The sequence below is a fragment of the Nocardia sp. NPDC050408 genome, from assembly GCF_044458905.1.
Classification (GTDB): Bacteria; Actinomycetota; Actinomycetes; order Mycobacteriales; family Mycobacteriaceae; genus Nocardia.
This window is the reverse complement of the sequence record NZ_JBITIL010000005.1, coordinates 553,804-570,106: the sequence shown is the minus strand read 5'-3', so window position 1 is coordinate 570,106 and position 16,303 is coordinate 553,804. Positions and strand designations below refer to the sequence as shown.

General features: G+C 65.1%; 18 protein-coding genes. 10 read left to right on the top strand and 8 right to left on the bottom strand.

Features of this window, described 5'->3' with window-relative positions; all coding sequences use genetic code 11:
- Positions 1-131: 131 nt before the first annotated feature.
- Both ACIBJI_RS19055 and ACIBJI_RS19050 read right to left on the bottom strand, forming a co-directional pair.
- On the bottom strand, positions 132-1,418 hold the full coding sequence (locus tag ACIBJI_RS19055) for a thymidine phosphorylase (protein WP_397085068.1): 1,287 nt from the start codon (positions 1,416-1,418) through the stop codon (positions 132-134).
- A 308-nt stretch (positions 1,419-1,726) separates the two neighbouring features.
- Positions 1,727-2,140: a cytidine deaminase gene (locus tag ACIBJI_RS19050; RefSeq protein WP_364346505.1), complete on the bottom strand. Its 414-nt coding sequence runs from the start codon at positions 2,138-2,140 to the stop codon at positions 1,727-1,729.
- Positions 2,141-2,315: 175 nt separating this feature from the next.
- On the opposite strand from ACIBJI_RS19050, the gene ACIBJI_RS19045 reads away from it, so the two are divergent.
- The 7 genes from ACIBJI_RS19045 to ACIBJI_RS19015 all read left to right on the top strand — a co-directional run bounded on the left by ACIBJI_RS19045 (position 2,316) and on the right by ACIBJI_RS19015 (position 8,772).
- On the top strand, positions 2,316-2,819 hold the full coding sequence (locus ACIBJI_RS19045; RefSeq protein WP_364346503.1) for a hypothetical protein: 504 nt from the start codon (positions 2,316-2,318) through the stop codon (positions 2,817-2,819).
- Positions 2,820-2,826: 7 nt separating this feature from the next.
- Entirely contained in the window at positions 2,827-4,260 is a 1,434-nt protein-coding gene (locus ACIBJI_RS19040) for a hypothetical protein (RefSeq protein WP_364346501.1), read from the top strand.
- A gap of 521 nt (positions 4,261-4,781) precedes the next feature.
- Complete coding sequence (gene sdhC / locus ACIBJI_RS19035) at positions 4,782-5,180, top strand: succinate dehydrogenase, cytochrome b556 subunit (protein ID WP_364346499.1); 399 nt, start codon at positions 4,782-4,784, stop codon at positions 5,178-5,180.
- A gap of 84 nt (positions 5,181-5,264) precedes the next feature.
- The gene (locus ACIBJI_RS19030) at positions 5,265-5,696 is read left to right on the top strand and encodes a succinate dehydrogenase hydrophobic membrane anchor subunit (protein ID WP_396957526.1); all 432 of its coding nucleotides are present in this window, start codon (positions 5,265-5,267) and stop codon (positions 5,694-5,696) included.
- A 93-nt stretch (positions 5,697-5,789) separates the two neighbouring features.
- The gene (gene sdhA / locus ACIBJI_RS19025; RefSeq protein WP_396957525.1) at positions 5,790-7,556 is read left to right on the top strand and encodes a succinate dehydrogenase flavoprotein subunit; all 1,767 of its coding nucleotides are present in this window, start codon (positions 5,790-5,792) and stop codon (positions 7,554-7,556) included.
- Positions 7,556-8,326: a succinate dehydrogenase iron-sulfur subunit gene (locus ACIBJI_RS19020; protein WP_364346493.1), complete on the top strand. Its 771-nt coding sequence runs from the start codon at positions 7,556-7,558 to the stop codon at positions 8,324-8,326. Before sdhA ends, ACIBJI_RS19020 begins: the two co-directional genes overlap by 1 nt.
- A gap of 92 nt (positions 8,327-8,418) precedes the next feature.
- On the top strand, positions 8,419-8,772 hold the full coding sequence (locus ACIBJI_RS19015) for a GNAT family N-acetyltransferase (protein ID WP_364346491.1): 354 nt from the start codon (positions 8,419-8,421) through the stop codon (positions 8,770-8,772).
- Between the two features lie 83 nt (positions 8,773-8,855).
- On the opposite strand, the gene ACIBJI_RS19010 is transcribed toward ACIBJI_RS19015, so the two are convergent.
- The 4 genes from ACIBJI_RS19010 to ACIBJI_RS18995 all read right to left on the bottom strand — a co-directional run bounded on the left by ACIBJI_RS19010 (position 8,856) and on the right by ACIBJI_RS18995 (position 11,589).
- The gene (locus tag ACIBJI_RS19010; RefSeq protein WP_396957522.1) at positions 8,856-9,539 is read right to left on the bottom strand and encodes a RadC family protein; all 684 of its coding nucleotides are present in this window, start codon (positions 9,537-9,539) and stop codon (positions 8,856-8,858) included.
- A gap of 109 nt (positions 9,540-9,648) precedes the next feature.
- Complete coding sequence (locus tag ACIBJI_RS19005; RefSeq protein ID WP_397085064.1) at positions 9,649-10,506, bottom strand: MerR family transcriptional regulator; 858 nt, start codon at positions 10,504-10,506, stop codon at positions 9,649-9,651.
- Positions 10,499-11,362, bottom strand: coding sequence for an alpha/beta fold hydrolase (locus tag ACIBJI_RS19000; protein ID WP_397085063.1), 864 nt, complete (start codon positions 11,360-11,362; stop codon positions 10,499-10,501). The genes ACIBJI_RS19005 and ACIBJI_RS19000 overlap by 8 nt, the downstream gene beginning before the upstream one ends.
- A gap of 23 nt (positions 11,363-11,385) precedes the next feature.
- A complete protein-coding gene (locus ACIBJI_RS18995; protein ID WP_364346483.1) occupies positions 11,386-11,589 on the bottom strand; it encodes a type II toxin-antitoxin system VapB family antitoxin in 204 nt (67 codons plus the stop codon).
- A 118-nt stretch (positions 11,590-11,707) separates the two neighbouring features.
- Here ACIBJI_RS18995 and ACIBJI_RS18990 point away from each other — a divergent pair, with 118 nt between their 5' ends.
- From ACIBJI_RS18990 to ACIBJI_RS18980, 3 genes are all read left to right on the top strand, one after another.
- Positions 11,708-12,268, top strand: a complete 561-nt coding sequence (locus tag ACIBJI_RS18990; RefSeq protein ID WP_397085061.1) for a DUF4396 domain-containing protein — start codon at positions 11,708-11,710, stop codon at positions 12,266-12,268.
- Between the two features lie 127 nt (positions 12,269-12,395).
- Positions 12,396-13,289, top strand: a complete 894-nt coding sequence (locus ACIBJI_RS18985; RefSeq protein ID WP_364346479.1) for a phenylalanine 4-monooxygenase — start codon at positions 12,396-12,398, stop codon at positions 13,287-13,289.
- Positions 13,290-13,432: 143 nt separating this feature from the next.
- Positions 13,433-14,104 (top strand): ester cyclase, encoded by a 672-nt coding sequence (locus ACIBJI_RS18980; RefSeq protein WP_364346477.1) that lies wholly within the window; start codon positions 13,433-13,435, stop codon positions 14,102-14,104.
- Between the two features lie 25 nt (positions 14,105-14,129).
- On the opposite strand, the gene ACIBJI_RS18975 is transcribed toward ACIBJI_RS18980, so the two are convergent.
- Both ACIBJI_RS18975 and ACIBJI_RS18970 read right to left on the bottom strand, forming a co-directional pair.
- Positions 14,130-14,732: a TetR family transcriptional regulator gene (locus ACIBJI_RS18975; RefSeq protein WP_397085059.1), complete on the bottom strand. Its 603-nt coding sequence runs from the start codon at positions 14,730-14,732 to the stop codon at positions 14,130-14,132.
- A complete protein-coding gene (locus ACIBJI_RS18970) occupies positions 14,722-16,266 on the bottom strand; it encodes an MFS transporter (RefSeq protein ID WP_364346473.1) in 1,545 nt (514 codons plus the stop codon). Before ACIBJI_RS18970 ends, ACIBJI_RS18975 begins: the two co-directional genes overlap by 11 nt.
- Positions 16,267-16,303 lie beyond the last annotated feature (37 nt).

The following is a 16,303-nucleotide window of genomic DNA, read 5'->3' as shown; positions in this document are numbered from 1 at the left end:
GCCGAGTCCGAGTCCGCCGAGCAAAAGTTCGTGTGTGCCGGACGGGTTCACGCGCGCCGGGGATTCGGGCGTGCCATGCGAATTCGCGCGCCGACGAAATTGCGCGCCGAGCGAACTCGGGTGCGGTGGTGTCAGGGGGCGATGCGGTCCAAGATCAAGGGGGCTTGCGGTGGGGGCGCGGTCCCGATGGTGAAGGAGTTCTCGAGGGCGGCGAGGGCGCCGGGGAAGGCTTGCGTGGTGTCGGTGTGCAGGGTGAGAAGGCGTTGGCCTGTGGTCACGAAATCGCCTGGCTTGGCGTGCATTTCGATGCCTGCGCCGAATTGGACGGGATCGCCCTGGCGGGCTCGGCCCGCGCCGAGTCGCCAGGCGGCCATGCCGACGGCCATCGCATCGAGGCGGGTGAGCACACCGTCGTGTGCGGCCCACACGGTCTCGGTGTGCTTCGCACGCGGCAGGGGCGCGTCCGGATCGCCGCCTTGGGCTTGAACCATGGCGCGCCAATGGTCCATTGCGCGACCATCGGCGAGGGCGTCGGCCGGGTCGATATCGAGTCCGGCCTGAGCGACCATCTCGCGGGCGAGGGTGAGTGTCAGCTCGACGATATCGGCGGGGCCACCGCCGGCGAGCACCTCCACCGATTCGGCGACCTCTAGTGCATTGCCCGCGGTGCGTCCGAGCGGAGTGTCCATCGCGGTCAGCAATGCCACCGTCCGCACCCCGGCATCGGTGCCGAGTTCGACCATGGCCGTTGCCAATTCGCGCGCACCGTCCAGGGTTTTCAGGAAAGCGCCGGAGCCGACCTTCACATCGAGTACGAGCGCGGCGGTCCCTTCGGCGATCTTCTTGCTCATGATCGAGCTGGCGATCAGCGGTATGGATTCGACGGTCCCGGTGACATCGCGCAACGCGTACAGCCGCTTATCGGCGGGGGCGAGATCGGCACCCGCCGCGCACACCACCGCGCCGATGCCGGGATCGGACAGGATCTCCCGCATCCGCGCCACCGGCACATCGGCCCGCCACCCCGGGATCGCCTCCAACTTGTCCAATGTCCCGCCGGTATGTCCCAACCCGCGCCCGGAAAGCTGCGGCACGGCAGCCCCACACGCCGCGACCAAGGGCGCCAGCGGCAACGTGATCTTGTCGCCCACCCCACCGGTCGAATGCTTGTCCACCGTCGGCCGCGGCAGATCCGTGAAGTCCATCCGCCGCCCCGACGCGATCATCGCATTCGTCCACCGCGCTGTCTCTCGACGCGTCATCCCCCGCCACACGATCGCCATCGCCAACGCCGCCATCTGCTCGTCGGCCACCACCCCCTTGGTGAATCCATCCACCACCCAATCGATCTGCGCTTCCGACAGCTCTCCGCCGTCCCGCTTGGCCGTAATGATCGAAACCGCGTCCACTGCCGTCACACCGGCAAGTCTGGCACGTGGCACGCTCGCCGCCTGGAACTTGTCGGTGCTCTCCGATAGCCTCTGCGCATCATCGAGTCGACGTTTGGGGGAGCGACGTTTGGGGGAGCAATGACGCATGCACACCTGAACCGCCGCGCGACGGATCTCGAGGCCCGCATCCGCCATGCCGACGAGCGCTTCGGCGAATCCCAGTTGAAGCTGACGCGACGAGTCACAGGACTGGATGGGGCTACCACCGACTCAGCTCGCGGACGTCGAGATGTCGACGGAAGCCGAAATCGTCGAAGAGAATTGCCGAGGACAACCTAGGTCTGTCCGGCATCCAGATCGTCAGGTCCGAAGGCGTCGGGGAGCAGGGTTCGAAGCGGAACCGGTCCGGTCTTGTGGTCCACCAGAAGATCGGCCCCGCCGTGTTCGTAGAGCAACTGTCGGCAACGCCCACAGGGCATCAGGATTTCGCCCCGGGAATCGGTGACCGAGAGCGCGAGCAACCGGCCACCGCCGCCCGCGAACAGGTTCCCGATCAGTACGCATTCGGCGCACAGCCCTAATCCATAGGAGACATTTTCCACATTGCACCCGACGACCACTCGCCCGTCGACCAGCCCGGCCGCCCCGACCGGGAATCGAGAATACGGCGCGTACGCCCGCTGCATGACCTCATATGCGCTGGTCCGCAATAGTTTCCAGTCGATATCCACGTGTTCGCTACCTTCCATGGTCTTGGGGCGGTTTCGGTATGGCGGGCGACTCGGCTGGTCGAATTCTCCCGGCCATGCTCGATGTCGCCCGGTTCGCCCCACACCTGATCGTCGGCCTGACCAGATCTCGATGCGCGGCAACAGATTTCGGATATCATCGAATTCCCTTCGGCCCCTCCGGAAGGTGGCATCGGTGTCCAGCCCGATCAGCGACGGCCTGTGGAATTCGCACGTCACGCCAGAAAGCTATGCGGGCCGGTACCAGGACGCGGTGCTCGAACAGTACAAGCTGTATGTCGAGATGGCCGACCGGATCAGCGCCCGCCGCAGCCTGACCAACAGCTTCTTCCTCACTCTCAACACCAGCGCCTTCACGATCATCGGCGTGATGCTGCAACTCCATCCGAGCCGCGCGGTGTGGACGCTGGTGTGCCCGACAGTGGCGCTGGTCGTGCAGTGCGGGGCCTGGTACTACCTGCTGCGGTCCTACCGTCAGCTCAATGCGGCCAAATATCAGGTCGTCGGCGCGCTGGAGGAGCGATTGCCCGCGTCACCGTATTGGCGGGCGGAGTGGACCGCACTCGGTCAGGGCCGAAACCGGCGTCTCTACCGGCCGCTCACCCACCTCGAGCAGTGGGTGCCGGTGATATTCGCGCTCACCTACGTGATCACCTACGTCGTCGCCGTCCTGAAGTGATGCCGGCATGACCGCGGAGGACCTTCGACAACGTGTGCGCGCGACGGAATCGAAGGCACTGTGGTCCGGGCTCGGCAACACCGCACTTGCGCTGCCGTGGGCGGCGGCACTCATCGGACTGATCTTCTTCGCACCGGATTTTCTGTACAGCGGTATGCCGCAGGTGCCCTTGTCGGGATGGCGTCAGTTCGTGCTGTTTCTGGCGCCCCTGTGTGGGTTCGGGTTGTGGGAGCGCGGCTCCGAAGGGGCGCGCAACTGGCATGCCTGGTACAGCGCGCATCGGGTGCGCCGGAAGGTCGAACGTCATCCCGATCGCGCCGCACTTTTGGTGCCGCCGCTCGAGGCGCATTTGAACGAGTTGCGGGTAATCCGGGGGCACCGTCAGGTGGCGCTGCGGCGGGTGCGGTGGGTCGTGATTCCGATCGGGCTGATCATTGCGGTGCTGCTGTTCGGCGTGCAGACCGAGGACCCCGATGGCACGCTGCGCGATGCTCCGGAGGCGGTGGTGCCGATGGTCGCGATACTCGCGGCCATATCGGTGGTCATCATCGCGTTCGCACTACCACGCTGGCGACGCTGGTACGCGGCGTATATCGCCGAAAAGTGGTCCGGTGACCCGGCATACGCCGCGGCGCTAAGTCACCTCGGGCCCGATCCCCGCTACGTTCGCGCCTCCGAGATCCCCCCGTTGCGAGTGCAGTTCGTCAAACCGAAGTCGGTCGACTACCGGTTGACGGTGGTGTCGGCCGCGCGCAACGTGTTCAAATCACCGCCGCTGGAGATCGCCTATCTGCGACTGTTCGAGAATCAGGCCAGAGTTCGCAATTTCCTGCACGGCGCGTGGCGTGAATTCGGCTACGTCTACATTCTGCGTAGCTCGGGTTCGGTCAGCCCGGCGGAGGTTGCCCGAGCGCGGGCCGACAACGCGATACGCACCATGTTCGCCGCATCGCCGCGCACCTTCCGCACCGCGCTGGCCGGATTCGGATCCGAGCCGCTGCCGCCGGGTAAGCACCGGCTGACCGGGATCACCAATATGCCCGAACGCGTGCACGATCCGGCCGGTAGCTACCCCGTCCGCGCGCTGCTGTGCCACGGCAGTTTCTGGAAGAGCGCGGTCGACCTGCTGTTGGCCAGAGTCGACCTGGTGGCGGTCGATCTGTCGGGATATGTCCCGGCCAACACCGGAACACAGTTCGAACTGCAGCGGGTGATCGACCGCTTTCCGATCAATCGCGCGGTGCTGCTCTGCGATGCGGGCAGCGACCACACTTTCATCGAGGCTCAGGTGCGCTACCACTGGTCGCAGATGGCTTCGGGTTCACCCAACGCCGGGGCCGCCGAACGCTCGATCCTGGTCGCCGTCACGGGCGCGGGGCGTCCCGCGGACCGCGAACTCATGACGCGGTTGCTGGAACGACGCCGATGGATGTCGTCGTAGCGAATTTCGGCTGTCGCCGATCGGAATCTGCGATAGTTTTCTGTTACCGATGAGTAGGTTATCGTTCGTCGAATGAGACATTTTCCACATTGCCGACGCTCACAATTCGGCCCGTCGAACTGAGAGCCCCGGCGCCGACCGGAAACCGCGAGTTCGACACATAGGCATTGCACATAACTTGAATTGCCTTGTCGCACAAGATTTTTCGGTCTCAGTCTGATATCGGCGGCCCCTCGGGGACCGAGCCGCACTTGCCCGCGCAGGGGCCACGGCACAACCCATTACGCATCAAGAAAGGTAAACCTAACTCGCTCGACTGTAGCGCAACGCACGGCCTGCCGAATTAGTTCCGCGATTGCGAGGGGATTAGAGTCCAGATCAGATCGGTTCAGGTTCCCGGCGGCGGGCCCCGCGCGAGCTATTTGGAGCAGCAAAGCGCAGCCACCTGGGCATTTACATCCACGTCGCCTGCCTCGGACTTGCAACCGGGTCCATCAACGACGTTGGAGGCACCGCACTCTATGACCACGACAGAAGCTCCGGCACAGCCGAAGCGGAAGACGCTGTACCGAGGCGACCCCGGAATGTGGTCCTGGGCGCTACACCGGATCACCGGTGTCACCATCTTCTTCTTCCTCTTCGCGCACGTCTTGGACACCGCACTGGTACGGGTCAGCCCCGACACCTACGACCACGCCATCGAGACCTACAAGAACCCCATCGTCGCCCTGATGGAGATGGGTCTCGTCGTCTGCGTGCTGTTCCACGCGCTCAACGGCGTACGCGTGATTCTGGTCGACTTCTGGGGCAAGGGCCCGAAGTACCAGAAGACGATGCTCTGGGTGATTCTGGCCGTCTGGTTCCTGCTGGTGGTTCCGGCCGTCGGCCGCCAGTTCTTCTACCTGTTCACGGAGCACTGATCCCATGAGTGAGCGAAGCGAACGAATCATGAACACAGCCGCCAGTGCGGTCATGCCGGAGCCGAGCGCCAGCGAGGTGCAGGCATGAGCGCACCTATTCTCGGTAAGTCCTACGACCGGCCCGCGAGCCTGGATCTGCCCCGCTCGCCGCGTGCCCGCTCCAACAACAACTTCGAGAAGTACGCGTGGCTGTTCATGCGCTTGTCCGGCCTGCTGCTGATCGTGCTGGTCCTGGGCCACATGACGATCATGCTGCTGCTCGACGGCGGCGTGAAGCGCCTGAACTTCGCCTTCGTGGCGGGCCGCTGGTCCAGCCCGTTCTGGCAGTTCTGGGATCTGACCATGCTCTGGCTCGCCCAACTGCATGGCGGCAACGGTTTGCGCACCGTCATCGCGGACTACTCGCGCAAGGACTCGACCCGGTTCTGGCTGAACACCCTGCTGGCCATCTCGATGATCCTGATCGTGGGCGTTGGCACCTACGTCATCTTCACCTTCGACCCCAACATCAGTTAGGAACAGGCGAACTCCGATGAGTGAGCGCAGCGAACGAATCATCGACACAGCGTGTTTCACACATGCCGGAGCCGAGCGCAGCGAGGTGCAGGCATGAGTGAATCCCGGATTCAGGAGCACCGCTACGACGTCGTCATCGTCGGTGCCGGTGGCGCCGGTATGCGCGCGGCGATCGAGGCCGGTCCCCGAGCCCGCACCGCCGTCCTGACCAAGCTCTACCCGACCCGCAGTCACACCGGCGCGGCCCAGGGCGGCATGTGCGCCGCACTGGCCAATGTCGAAGAAGACAACTGGGAATGGCACACCTTCGACACCGTCAAGGGTGGTGACTACCTGGTCGACCAGGACGCCGCGGAGATCATGGCCAAGGAGGCCATCGACGCGGTGATGGACCTGGAGAAGATGGGTCTGCCGTTCAACCGCACGCCCGAGGGCAAGATCGACCAGCGCCGCTTCGGTGGTCACACCCGCGATCACGGTAAGGCCCCGGTTCGCCGCGCGTGCTACGCCGCCGACCGCACCGGCCACATGATCCTGCAGACGCTCTACCAGAACTGCGTCAAGCACGACGTGGAGTTCTTCAACGAGTTCTATGTGCTCGACCTGGTCATGTCCGAGACCGATCGGGGTCCGGTCGCGACCGGTGTGGTCGCCTACGAGCTGGCCACCGGCGAACTGCACGTGTTCCACGCGAAGTCGATCATCTTCGCCACCGGCGGTTCCGGCCGGATGTACAAGACCACCTCGAACGCGCACACGCTGACCGGTGACGGTATGGCGATCGTGTTCCGCAAGGGTCTGCCGCTGGAGGACATGGAGTTCCACCAGTTCCACCCGACAGGCCTTGCCGGTCTGGGCATTCTGATCTCCGAGGCCGTCCGCGGTGAGGGCGGCATCCTGCGCAACGCCAGCGGTGAGCGCTTCATGGAGCGCTACGCCCCCACCATCAAGGACCTCGCGCCGCGCGATATCGTCGCCCGCTCCATGGTGCTCGAGGTGCTCGAGGGTCGCGGCGCCGGACCGAACAAGGACTACGTCTACATCGACGTGACCCACCTCGGCGAGGACGTGCTCGAGGAAAAGCTGCCCGACATCACCGAATTCGCGCGCACCTACCTGGGTGTGGACCCGGTGAAGGAACTGGTGCCGGTCATGCCGACCTGTCACTACGTGATGGGTGGCATCCCGACCCGGATCCGCGGCGAGGTGCTGCGCAACAACACCGATGTGGTGCCCGGCCTGTACGCCGCCGGTGAGTGCGCGTGCGTCTCGGTGCACGGCTCCAACCGCCTCGGCACCAACTCGCTGCTCGACATCAATGTCTTCGGCCGCCGCTCCGGCATCGCCGCCGCCGAGTACGCCCAGCGTACCGAGTTCGTCGAGATGCCGGAGAGCCCGGCGCAGATGGTGCAGGACTGGCTGGCCATGCTGCTGTCGGATCACGGCAACGAGCGGGTCGCGGATATCCGCACCGAACTGCAGTACACGATGGATATGAACGCCGCGGTGTTCCGCACCGAGGACACCCTCAAGCAGGCGCTCACCGATATCCACGCGCTCAAGGACCGCTACACCCGAATCACGGTGCAGGACAAGGGCAAGCGTTACAACAGCGACCTGCTCGAGGCCGTCGAGCTGGGCTTCCTGCTGGAGTTGGCCGAGGTCACCGTGGTGGGCGCGCTCAACCGCAAGGAATCGCGCGGCGGCCACGCCCGCGAGGACTACCCGGACCGCGACGACGTCAACTTCATGCGGCACACGATGGCCTACAAGGAGGGTGCGGAGCTCATCTCCGATATCCGCCTCGACTTCAAGCCGGTGGTGCAGACCCGCTACGAGCCGATGGAGCGTAAGTACTGATGACTGCCGTACTCGAAACACCCCCGCAGAAGGCCGCACCGGTGCCCGAGGGCTCGGTCATGGTCGACGTCAAGGTCGCCCGGTTCAACCCGGAGGACGACAAGGGCGCGCACTGGGAGACCTTCCAGGTGCCGGTACTGCCGACCGACCGCTTCCTGAACGTGCTCATCTACATCAAGTCCTACCTGGATGGCACGCTCACCTTCCGGCGCTCGTGCGCGCACGGTGTCTGTGGTTCGGATGCCATGCGGATCAACGGCGTGAACCGGCTGGCCTGCAAGGTGCTGATGAAGGACATGCTGCCCAAGAGCGGCAAGTCCCTCACCATCACCGTCGAGCCGATCCGCGGCCTGCCCGTGGAGAAGGACCTCGTGGTCAATATGGAGCCGTTCTTCGACGCGTTCCGTGCCGTGAAGCCTTACCTGATCACCTCGGGTAACGAGCCCACCCGCGAGCGCATCCAGAGTCAGGCCGACCGCGCCCGGTTCGACGACACCACCAAGTGCATCCTGTGCGCCTGCTGCACCACCTCCTGCCCCGTGTACTGGAGCGACGGCAGCTACTTCGGCCCGGCCGCGATCGTGAACGCACACCGCTTCATCTTCGACAGCCGTGACGAAGGCGCCCGCGAACGCCTCGACATCCTCAACGACGTCGAAGGCGTCTGGCGCTGCCGCACCACCTTCAACTGCACCGATGCCTGCCCCCGCGGCATCGAGGTCACCAAGGCCATCCAGGAAGTCAAACGCGCACTGCTGTTCGCACGCTGACCCGAGGCACCCGAAGGCCGCCCGCATCGAAAGACGCGGGCGGCCTTCGTCGTCTGCGCAATAAACGGCGGTACGGATGCGTTCCACGGGGCATGAGCGAGCGAACAGTAAACAGAGCCGAACCGAAAGTAGAGGTAGTCGGCGTTCCGGCGCGCAATGCGTACGAGATCCGACTCGATGGCGCGACCGTCGGCGAGGAGTTGTATTTCGATGCCGGTGTGCACCGTGTCTTCTATGCGACCGAGGTCGATCCGGCGTTCGGCGGCCGGGGATTGGGCAGCGTTCTGATCCACGACGCGCTGGCGGACACCGTGGCGAGCGGCCGCCGGATCGTGCCGGTGTGCCCGTTCGTGGTGCGGTGGGTCACCAGGCACGACGACTTCGCGGCGAGTGTCGACGAGCCGACGCCCGCACTGCTGCAACGCATTCCGGTACTGCCCCGCTGACCGCAACACACCGGATCAGCAGGCTGCAGCTGTTCTCACATAGGATGCATGCGGTCTTATGCCATTCCTATTGCGCCGCAGCATCATTGCGTTGACCGGTGCAGCGGTGCGGCGCTGGCCCACCTCTCCCCCGCGATCACCACGTGGTCCAGGAAGCGCAGGCCGACGGTATGGGCGGATTCGATGAGCAGGCTGGTCGCTCGACGGTCGTCGAAGCTGGGGACCGGATCGCCGGAGGGGTGATTGTGCACGACCGCGAAGGCGCGACCGTCGTGGCGCAGCACGGTATTCAGGATTTCGCGGACCGGGACGGCGACCTGATCGATCGCACCCTCGGCGACGAATACCTTGTGCCGCAATCGATTCTGCGCATCGCACACCAGCACCAGCAGCCGTTCGACGCGGGCACCGGCGAACAGCGGCAGCGCCACCCGGACGATATCGGCGGCGCCATCCAGACGCGGGGCGGTTTCCGGACTGTTGCGGGCCCTGGTGGCGAGGTGGAAGGCGGCGATGATGGCCGCGGCCTTGGCCTCCCCGACGCCCGCGCGCCGCGATAATTCCTCTGGCCGCGCGGCAGCCAAACCGGCGATGCCGCCGTGCTCGGCGATCATTTCGGCGGCCATATCCAGTGCGCTTTCGCCCTTGCGTCCCTGGCGCAGCAGCACGGCGAGCAATTCGCTGTCGCTGAGCGCGTGCGGGCCGAGCGTGAGCAGCCGTTCCCGTGGACGTTGGCCGGATGGCAGTTTGGTGATGGGTACCGACATCATTCCCCCTCGAATGCGGTGCGATCTTGCGCATCATGCCAGCCTCCACCGACAGGTCGAACGCGGTGGCGACCATGGTCTGCGCACCTGTGACGAGGCAGCTGATTTGTCACCGGGCACGTGGTCGGCGACTGAGAGGAGGAGGTGTTGCGGCCGCACGCTGTTCGCGGTCCACGCGCTCGAGCTTCGTCCACCCGGTCCAGCCTCGCTTCGTCAGTAGCTCGATCAGTCGACGCGCCGGCGGCGCGGTATCGAGTGCCAGTGTGTCCAGCAGCATGGCGAGCGGCGGCTCGATGTCGACATCGCCGATGTGTTCCTCGCCCTGCTTGTCGGCCAGCTGCGTGAGGTAGGCGGCCGTATTGTCGGCCAGCTCGATCAACCGTGGGTCGTGGTCGGACCAGTCGAGTGCCTGGCCCAGGGTGAGATAGAAGTCGATGAGCTGCGGGGCGGCGAGCTGCTCCCGCTTGCGTGCCACCCATTCCGGGACTCGCTCGGGTGAGTGCGCGGCCAGCGGAATCCACCCGTCCCGTTCGACCCGGACGATCCGCTCGTCGACCCCGAGCGCCCGCAGCCGGTCGAGAAACTCGACTACCTCCCGCGGCAGCACCAGGTTGTCCCCGGCGGCGAGGCGAGCGATCCGCTCGCGGTGCTGCTGCCGCTCCCGGATCTCCGCCCGTAGCCGCTTGTCGATGTCAGCGACGGCCGCGACGAACTCCTCCTGGTCGGCCTGCAGCAGTTCACGCACGCGTGCCAGCGGAACCCCCGCCTCGGCGAGGGTTCGGACCTTGATCAACTCGACCAAGTCGCCAGCGCCGTACCTCCGATAGCCGGAGTGGTCCCGCTCCGGCTCCGGCAACAGCCCCTTGGCGTGATAGTGCCGCACCGCCCGCACCGTCACTCCGGCGTACGACGCCAGCTCGCCGATGGTCAGCATCGAGCCCGTCTCCTGAACCTGGGAGCTATTCACGAAGTCGCCTGACCGGCTGAGCCTGCGTATTCCCGATAATCTGGGCGATCTGCGGGGCGTGAGTGATGACCAGCCCGTGACCGGCGTCGAGCCAGGATGTGCAGATGTGCGGCCGCTCGCGGACGAGCCGCTCGACGCCGGCACGCCAGTTCTGGTTGCGCCACAATGTCCGCCCGTCACTACTGTCGCCCGCCATCGAGGTCGACATGACCATGCTGATCGGACACTCGATCTTTCGATACTGGTCAAGGATTCCGGACCGAATCACATCCAGCTCGAGATTGAGGTCAAGAATGTCCTGCGCGGTGAGCGAGACCTGACGTGAGGAGCCCTTGGTGGCCTCCTGGCGCGTTGCAAAGTCCTCCCACATTGCACGGAACTCCGGTAGGTCGGCCTCGCTGATGAACGGTTCGGGCACCGGGTTCGCTCCGTCTATGAGAACGAGCTCGGCCACGGCGCTGGGATACGCGCAGGCGTAGCGCACGATCAGGTCCGCGCCCAGCGAGTGGCCAACGAGCACGGGCGGCGAGGGTAGGTCGAGGCGCTGCAGCTTCGCCATGACGGCGACGAAATCACTCAGGAACGAATCGAAGGTGTACCGGTCGGCGGCCGAAGTGAGGCCATGGCCCCGCAGATCGAAGGTCACTACGTCGTGGTCGCGTCGCAACAGCTCGGTCAACTCATGCAGATCGGCCTGTGCCGTGAGCAGCCCGGGCAACAGGATCAGCGGTCGTCCCCCGCCGCCGCGACACACCGGGATTACGACCCCGTCGTGGTGAACCGCGAAATGCTGCATCGCAGTGGTTTTCGTAATCATGCCGACCATACTGAGGGGTTTCCCCTGCGTCAGGGTCAATCGCCGGGACGACAGAGTTCCGCTCAGCCGTCGGCAACCGCGATCTCGGGACCGGGCAGGGCACACAGCACACCGGCAGCCAATCGCTCCAGATGGTGAAGTTGCCGCTCGTGCACAACGATTCGGCGCAGCGCCTCGTTGATGGTGGCGCTGCTCGTCGACGTGCCCATGATGGCGGCCGCGGCGGCGAGCAGTTTCTGGTCGAGATCGATCCGCACGGATTTCATGCGCCCTCCTTCGTACATTCGCCATATTGCTTTATCCGGCTCGCCCACGTCTGGCAAATCGGGCACAACAGCCGGAATCCGTGTTGACTAATTACCCTACCGGGGTATAGTTCCCGACATGGAGCACGAGCACGGAACGCCCATCGGACACCACGAACATGCTGGGCATGCAGCACATTCCGCGCATGCGGCAGCCGCCGAGCACACTCGGCACGCAAACCCCGAGCAGCACGCTCCAGCGTCCTGGCAAGTGGCCGCTCAGGCCACGCTGCACTGCCTCACCGGTTGCGCGATCGGTGAAATCCTCGGCATGGTGATCGGCACCGCGCTCGGCTGGAACAACACCGCGACAATGGTGCTGGCGATCGCGCTGGCCTTCTTCTTCGGCTATGCACTGACCATGCGCGGCGTCCTGAAAGCGGGTCTGCCGCTGGCTGCCGCGATCACCACCGCGCTGGCCGCGGATACGGTCTCGATCACGGTCATGGAAATCGTCGACAATGCCATCATCCTGGCTGTGCCCGGTGCGATGGATGCGCACCTGGATACGGTCATGTTCTGGGCGACACTCGCCTTGTCCCTGGCGGTCGCCTTCATCCTCACCACACCGGTCAACAAGTGGATGATCGGCCGCGGCAAGGGCCATGCGGTGGTGCACGAAATGCACGGCCACCACTGATCAGCTCGCCGCAGCCCCAGCCGGTCTACTGCCGGTAATAACGCGAATAAGTCCGCCCAGCTAGGCAGTTTGTCCAGCTGGACGGGCTTTTGTTGTCGCAACCGACCGGCGGTGCTTGCATCGAGGTATGTTCACCGAAGCTCAGCTGTACTCGCCGGTAACCCGATCCGGCGACGGCGATGTCATGGTGCACCTGAGCGACGAGCACCCAGGCGTGCACGATCCGGATTACCGCGCCCGCCGCAATGCGATCGCCGCGCTGGCGCTGGATTACGCACCGGATAAAGCGTTGCCGCATATCGACTACACCGATGAGGAACAACAGGTGTGGCGCATCGTGTCGGCCGAACTCGCACGCAAACACCAGAAGTACGCCGCCACCGAAGTGCTCGCGGCCGCGGCCCGGCTCGATTTGCCGAGCGACCACATTCCGCAGCTCGACGAGGTTTCCGCGGCACTGACCCCGCTGACCGGATTCCGGTATGTGCCTGCCGCCGGCCTGGTGCCGCTGCGCGAGTTCTTCGGTTCCTTCGCCGATCGAACCTTCCACTCCACCCAGTACATCCGGCACCATTCGGCCCCGCTGTACACCCCGGAACCCGATGCCATCCACGAGATCATCGGACACGCCAATCAGATCGCCAGCCCGCGCTTCGCCGCTATCTACGAGGCGGTCGGCGCGGCCGTCGCCCGGCTGACCACCGAGACTGCGCTGAAGTTCCTCGCCGATGTCTTCTGGTTCTCCATGGAGTTCGGTGTGGTCCGCGAGCACGGCGAAATCCGTTGCTACGGAGCCGGATTGTTGTCCTCCTACGGCGAGATCGAGGAGTTCCAGCACGCCGAGCTGCGACCGCTGGACGTGGCGACGATGGGCACCGCCGTCTACGACATCACCCACTACCAACCGATTCTGTATTGCGCACAGTCGATTTCGGAGATCGAGGATGTGATCGGCGGCTTCTTCGCCACCATGGACGACGATTCGCCGCACCGCGCACTGCACACATCCGGTAGAATGTGACACATCATCATTTAAAACTCGAAAGTTGCTGGGAGACATTAGAGTTCGGCAAATTCCCGTCCTCGACACTCCTGCCGCGACAACAGACCAACCGGCTGTTAGCCTGCCTCGCGTCCGATCTCTTCGAAGGGGCGAGAGCCGAGATGACAGTTGATACACCGGATTCCACAACCGAGACGCCGCTGTGGCTGCAGGGCCGGGACGCGGTGGTCGCCGCGACGCGGGCCGAGGATTGGCGCAACGGCGCGCCCGACTACCACCTGACCAACGAAACCGTGCCGCGCGAGCGCACCACCGACCACGCGGCGGGCTCGCTCGAGGCCATCGTCGAGGATCTGGTGCGGGTCTTCGAGATGGAGGTCTCACACAAGAAGGACCCTGCGACCTGGGTGTCGCTGGTGGCCGAGCACTACCGGGGCCGGGTCAACGGCGGACCATGGCAGGACGCCGAGGAATTCGCCCGGATCGGCAGCTACAACATCCTGATCGGCGATAACCCGTACTACGAGGTCGAGCGGGAGACCTTCGAGTCCTCGCACGCGACCTTCCACACCGCCTTCCCGAACGGCTTCTTCTGGGAGGTGCTCGAGGTGCTGGCCGGACCACCCGCTGTCACCTTCCGCTGGCGGCACTGGGGTCGCTACGACGGCGAATACAAGGGCCACCAGCCCACCGGCGCATTGATCGAGATGTTCGGCGTGACGATCGCCAGGGTCAGCGACGACCTGCGTATTCTCGAACTCGAGCATTTCTACGACAACAACAAGCTGCTCGGCCCATTGGCACATGGGTGCCCGGTTACCAAGTCCGCCTAGGATTTTCGGCCGCTCGGCAGCACTATTACTTGCCGAGCGGTAACCCCGCCTCTAGGAAATCCAGTGCGCGATTGAGGTTCTCGGCATTCAACGGGTTGAACCTCGCGATGCCGAGCGCGACCCCCGCGATAGCACCGGCGGTCACGCGAATCTCGAAATCGTCCGCATCCCGACCCATCTGCTCGGCGAGGAGGCCCGCCATCAGGTCGATGCCGCGTTGGAGTTCCAGTCCGATGGCGGCGCGCAGCTCGGGCACGTGATACAGCAGCGCCTGACGCTCCTGTTCGAATGCCAGCTCGGCCACGGGCAGATTCGCGAATACCTCCCCGACCGCATTGCGGAACGCCGTCATCGGCGGGATGTCGTGCGGTTGGGCTCGTATCGCGTCGATCATCAGCGGATCGAGATCGTCGGCGAGCACCAGCTGTTCCTTGGTCGGAAAATAGCGGAAGAAAGTGCTGGGTGATACCTCGGCCGCCGCGGCAATCTGCTCGATGGTGGTCTCGGTGTAGCCCTGCTCACGGAACAGCCGGAACGCTTCTTCGCGAATCGTCCGGCGGGTCCGTTCCTTCTTCCGCTCGCGCAGGCTCTGCGCGGCCGTCCCGTCCGCGGGCAGCTCAACCGACATATGTCGATTCTGGCCCATCAACCGGCACCAGCGCGTCCGGTATCGCCTCCGGGCTTTGCGGCGCGGCCGTCGACCGCCGTGGCAACACCCGCAGCGCGAGCGGCACCGCCACCGCACAGATCGCCGCACACACCCACAGCATCGCGCTCATCCCGCCGACGAACGCCGACTGCACCTGCTCCAGCATGGCGGCATTGCCGGTCGACTTCGCGACTGCCACACCGGAATTCACGCTGTCGCGGATCGGATCGACATTCAGCACCCCGAGATCGTCGCGGTACACGGTAGCCAGCACGGTGCCGAGCAGCGCCACCGCGATGGTGCCCGCCGCCTGACGCAGCGCCTGCACCAGCGCCGAGCCGACGCCCGCGCGGGCCACCTCGAGATTGTCCAACGCGACCGCCATACCGACCGGCAGTCCGAGGCCCATGCCCGCGCCGGTCAACCCGACCCACAGGGCCACGAACCAGTACGAGGTCCCCAGCTCGGTCAGCCCGCCCAAGCCCATGCCGACTGCCAGCACCGTCAGGCCGAGCGCCACCATGAGCGCCGGTCCCAGTTTCGGCAGCAACCGATCACCCAGCCGTGATCCGACCAGCAGTCCGGCGATCATCGGCAGCAGCCGCACTCCGCTGCCGAGCGCGTCGACGCCGAGGACCGCCTGGAAGTACTGCGGCACGGTGAAGAACAGGCCGAACAGGCCGAAGGTAATGATCACGGTGAACGCCGCGCCCCAGCGGAAACCGGGGCTGCCGAACAGGCCCAGATCGACCAGCGGGAAGCTCGCACGCCGCTGCCACGCGATGAACGCCGCGACGATCACGACACCGCCGAGCAGCGCACCCCAACCGAGGCCGTTGCCCCACCCCTTATCACCGAGCCGGATGAATCCGTAAGTGACGCCGACCATGCCGAGGATCGACAGCACAATGCCCGGCAAATCCATCGGCCGCTGATCCGGGTTCCGCGATTCCGGCACCAGGGCCGCGACGGCCGCCGCGCCGAGCACCACCATCGGGACGTTGATCAGGAATACCGAACCCCACCAGAAGTTATCGATCAGCCAGCCGCCGAGGATCGGACCGAGCGGCAGTCCCAGTGCGGTCGAGGTGACCCAAATGTTCATGGCCTTGGCCCGCTGCGCCGAATCCGGGAACAGCACCGGCAGCACCGCCATCGATAGCGGCATCATGACCGCCGCCGCGACGCCGAGTACCACGCGGGCCGCGATGAGTTGACCGGCGGTGGTGGCGAAGGCACAGGCCAGCGAGGCCGCACCGAACAGCACCAGCGCGCCGAGCAGCAGCTTCTTGCGGCCGTAGCGGTCGCCGAGCGCGCCCGCGGGCAGCATCACGGCCGCGAGCGCCAATGTGTATGCGGAACTGAACCACTGCAGCGCGCCGGTATTCGCATTCAGGTCGACGGCGAGCGTGGGCAGCGCGACGGTCAGCACGGTCATATCCAGGCCGATGGTCAGCATTGCCAAGGCCAGCGCCCCCAGCGCCAACCAGCGGCGAGTCGAGTCTGTCTTCATAACCCCTCCATAAAATGATAGTTACAACTTTTTGATA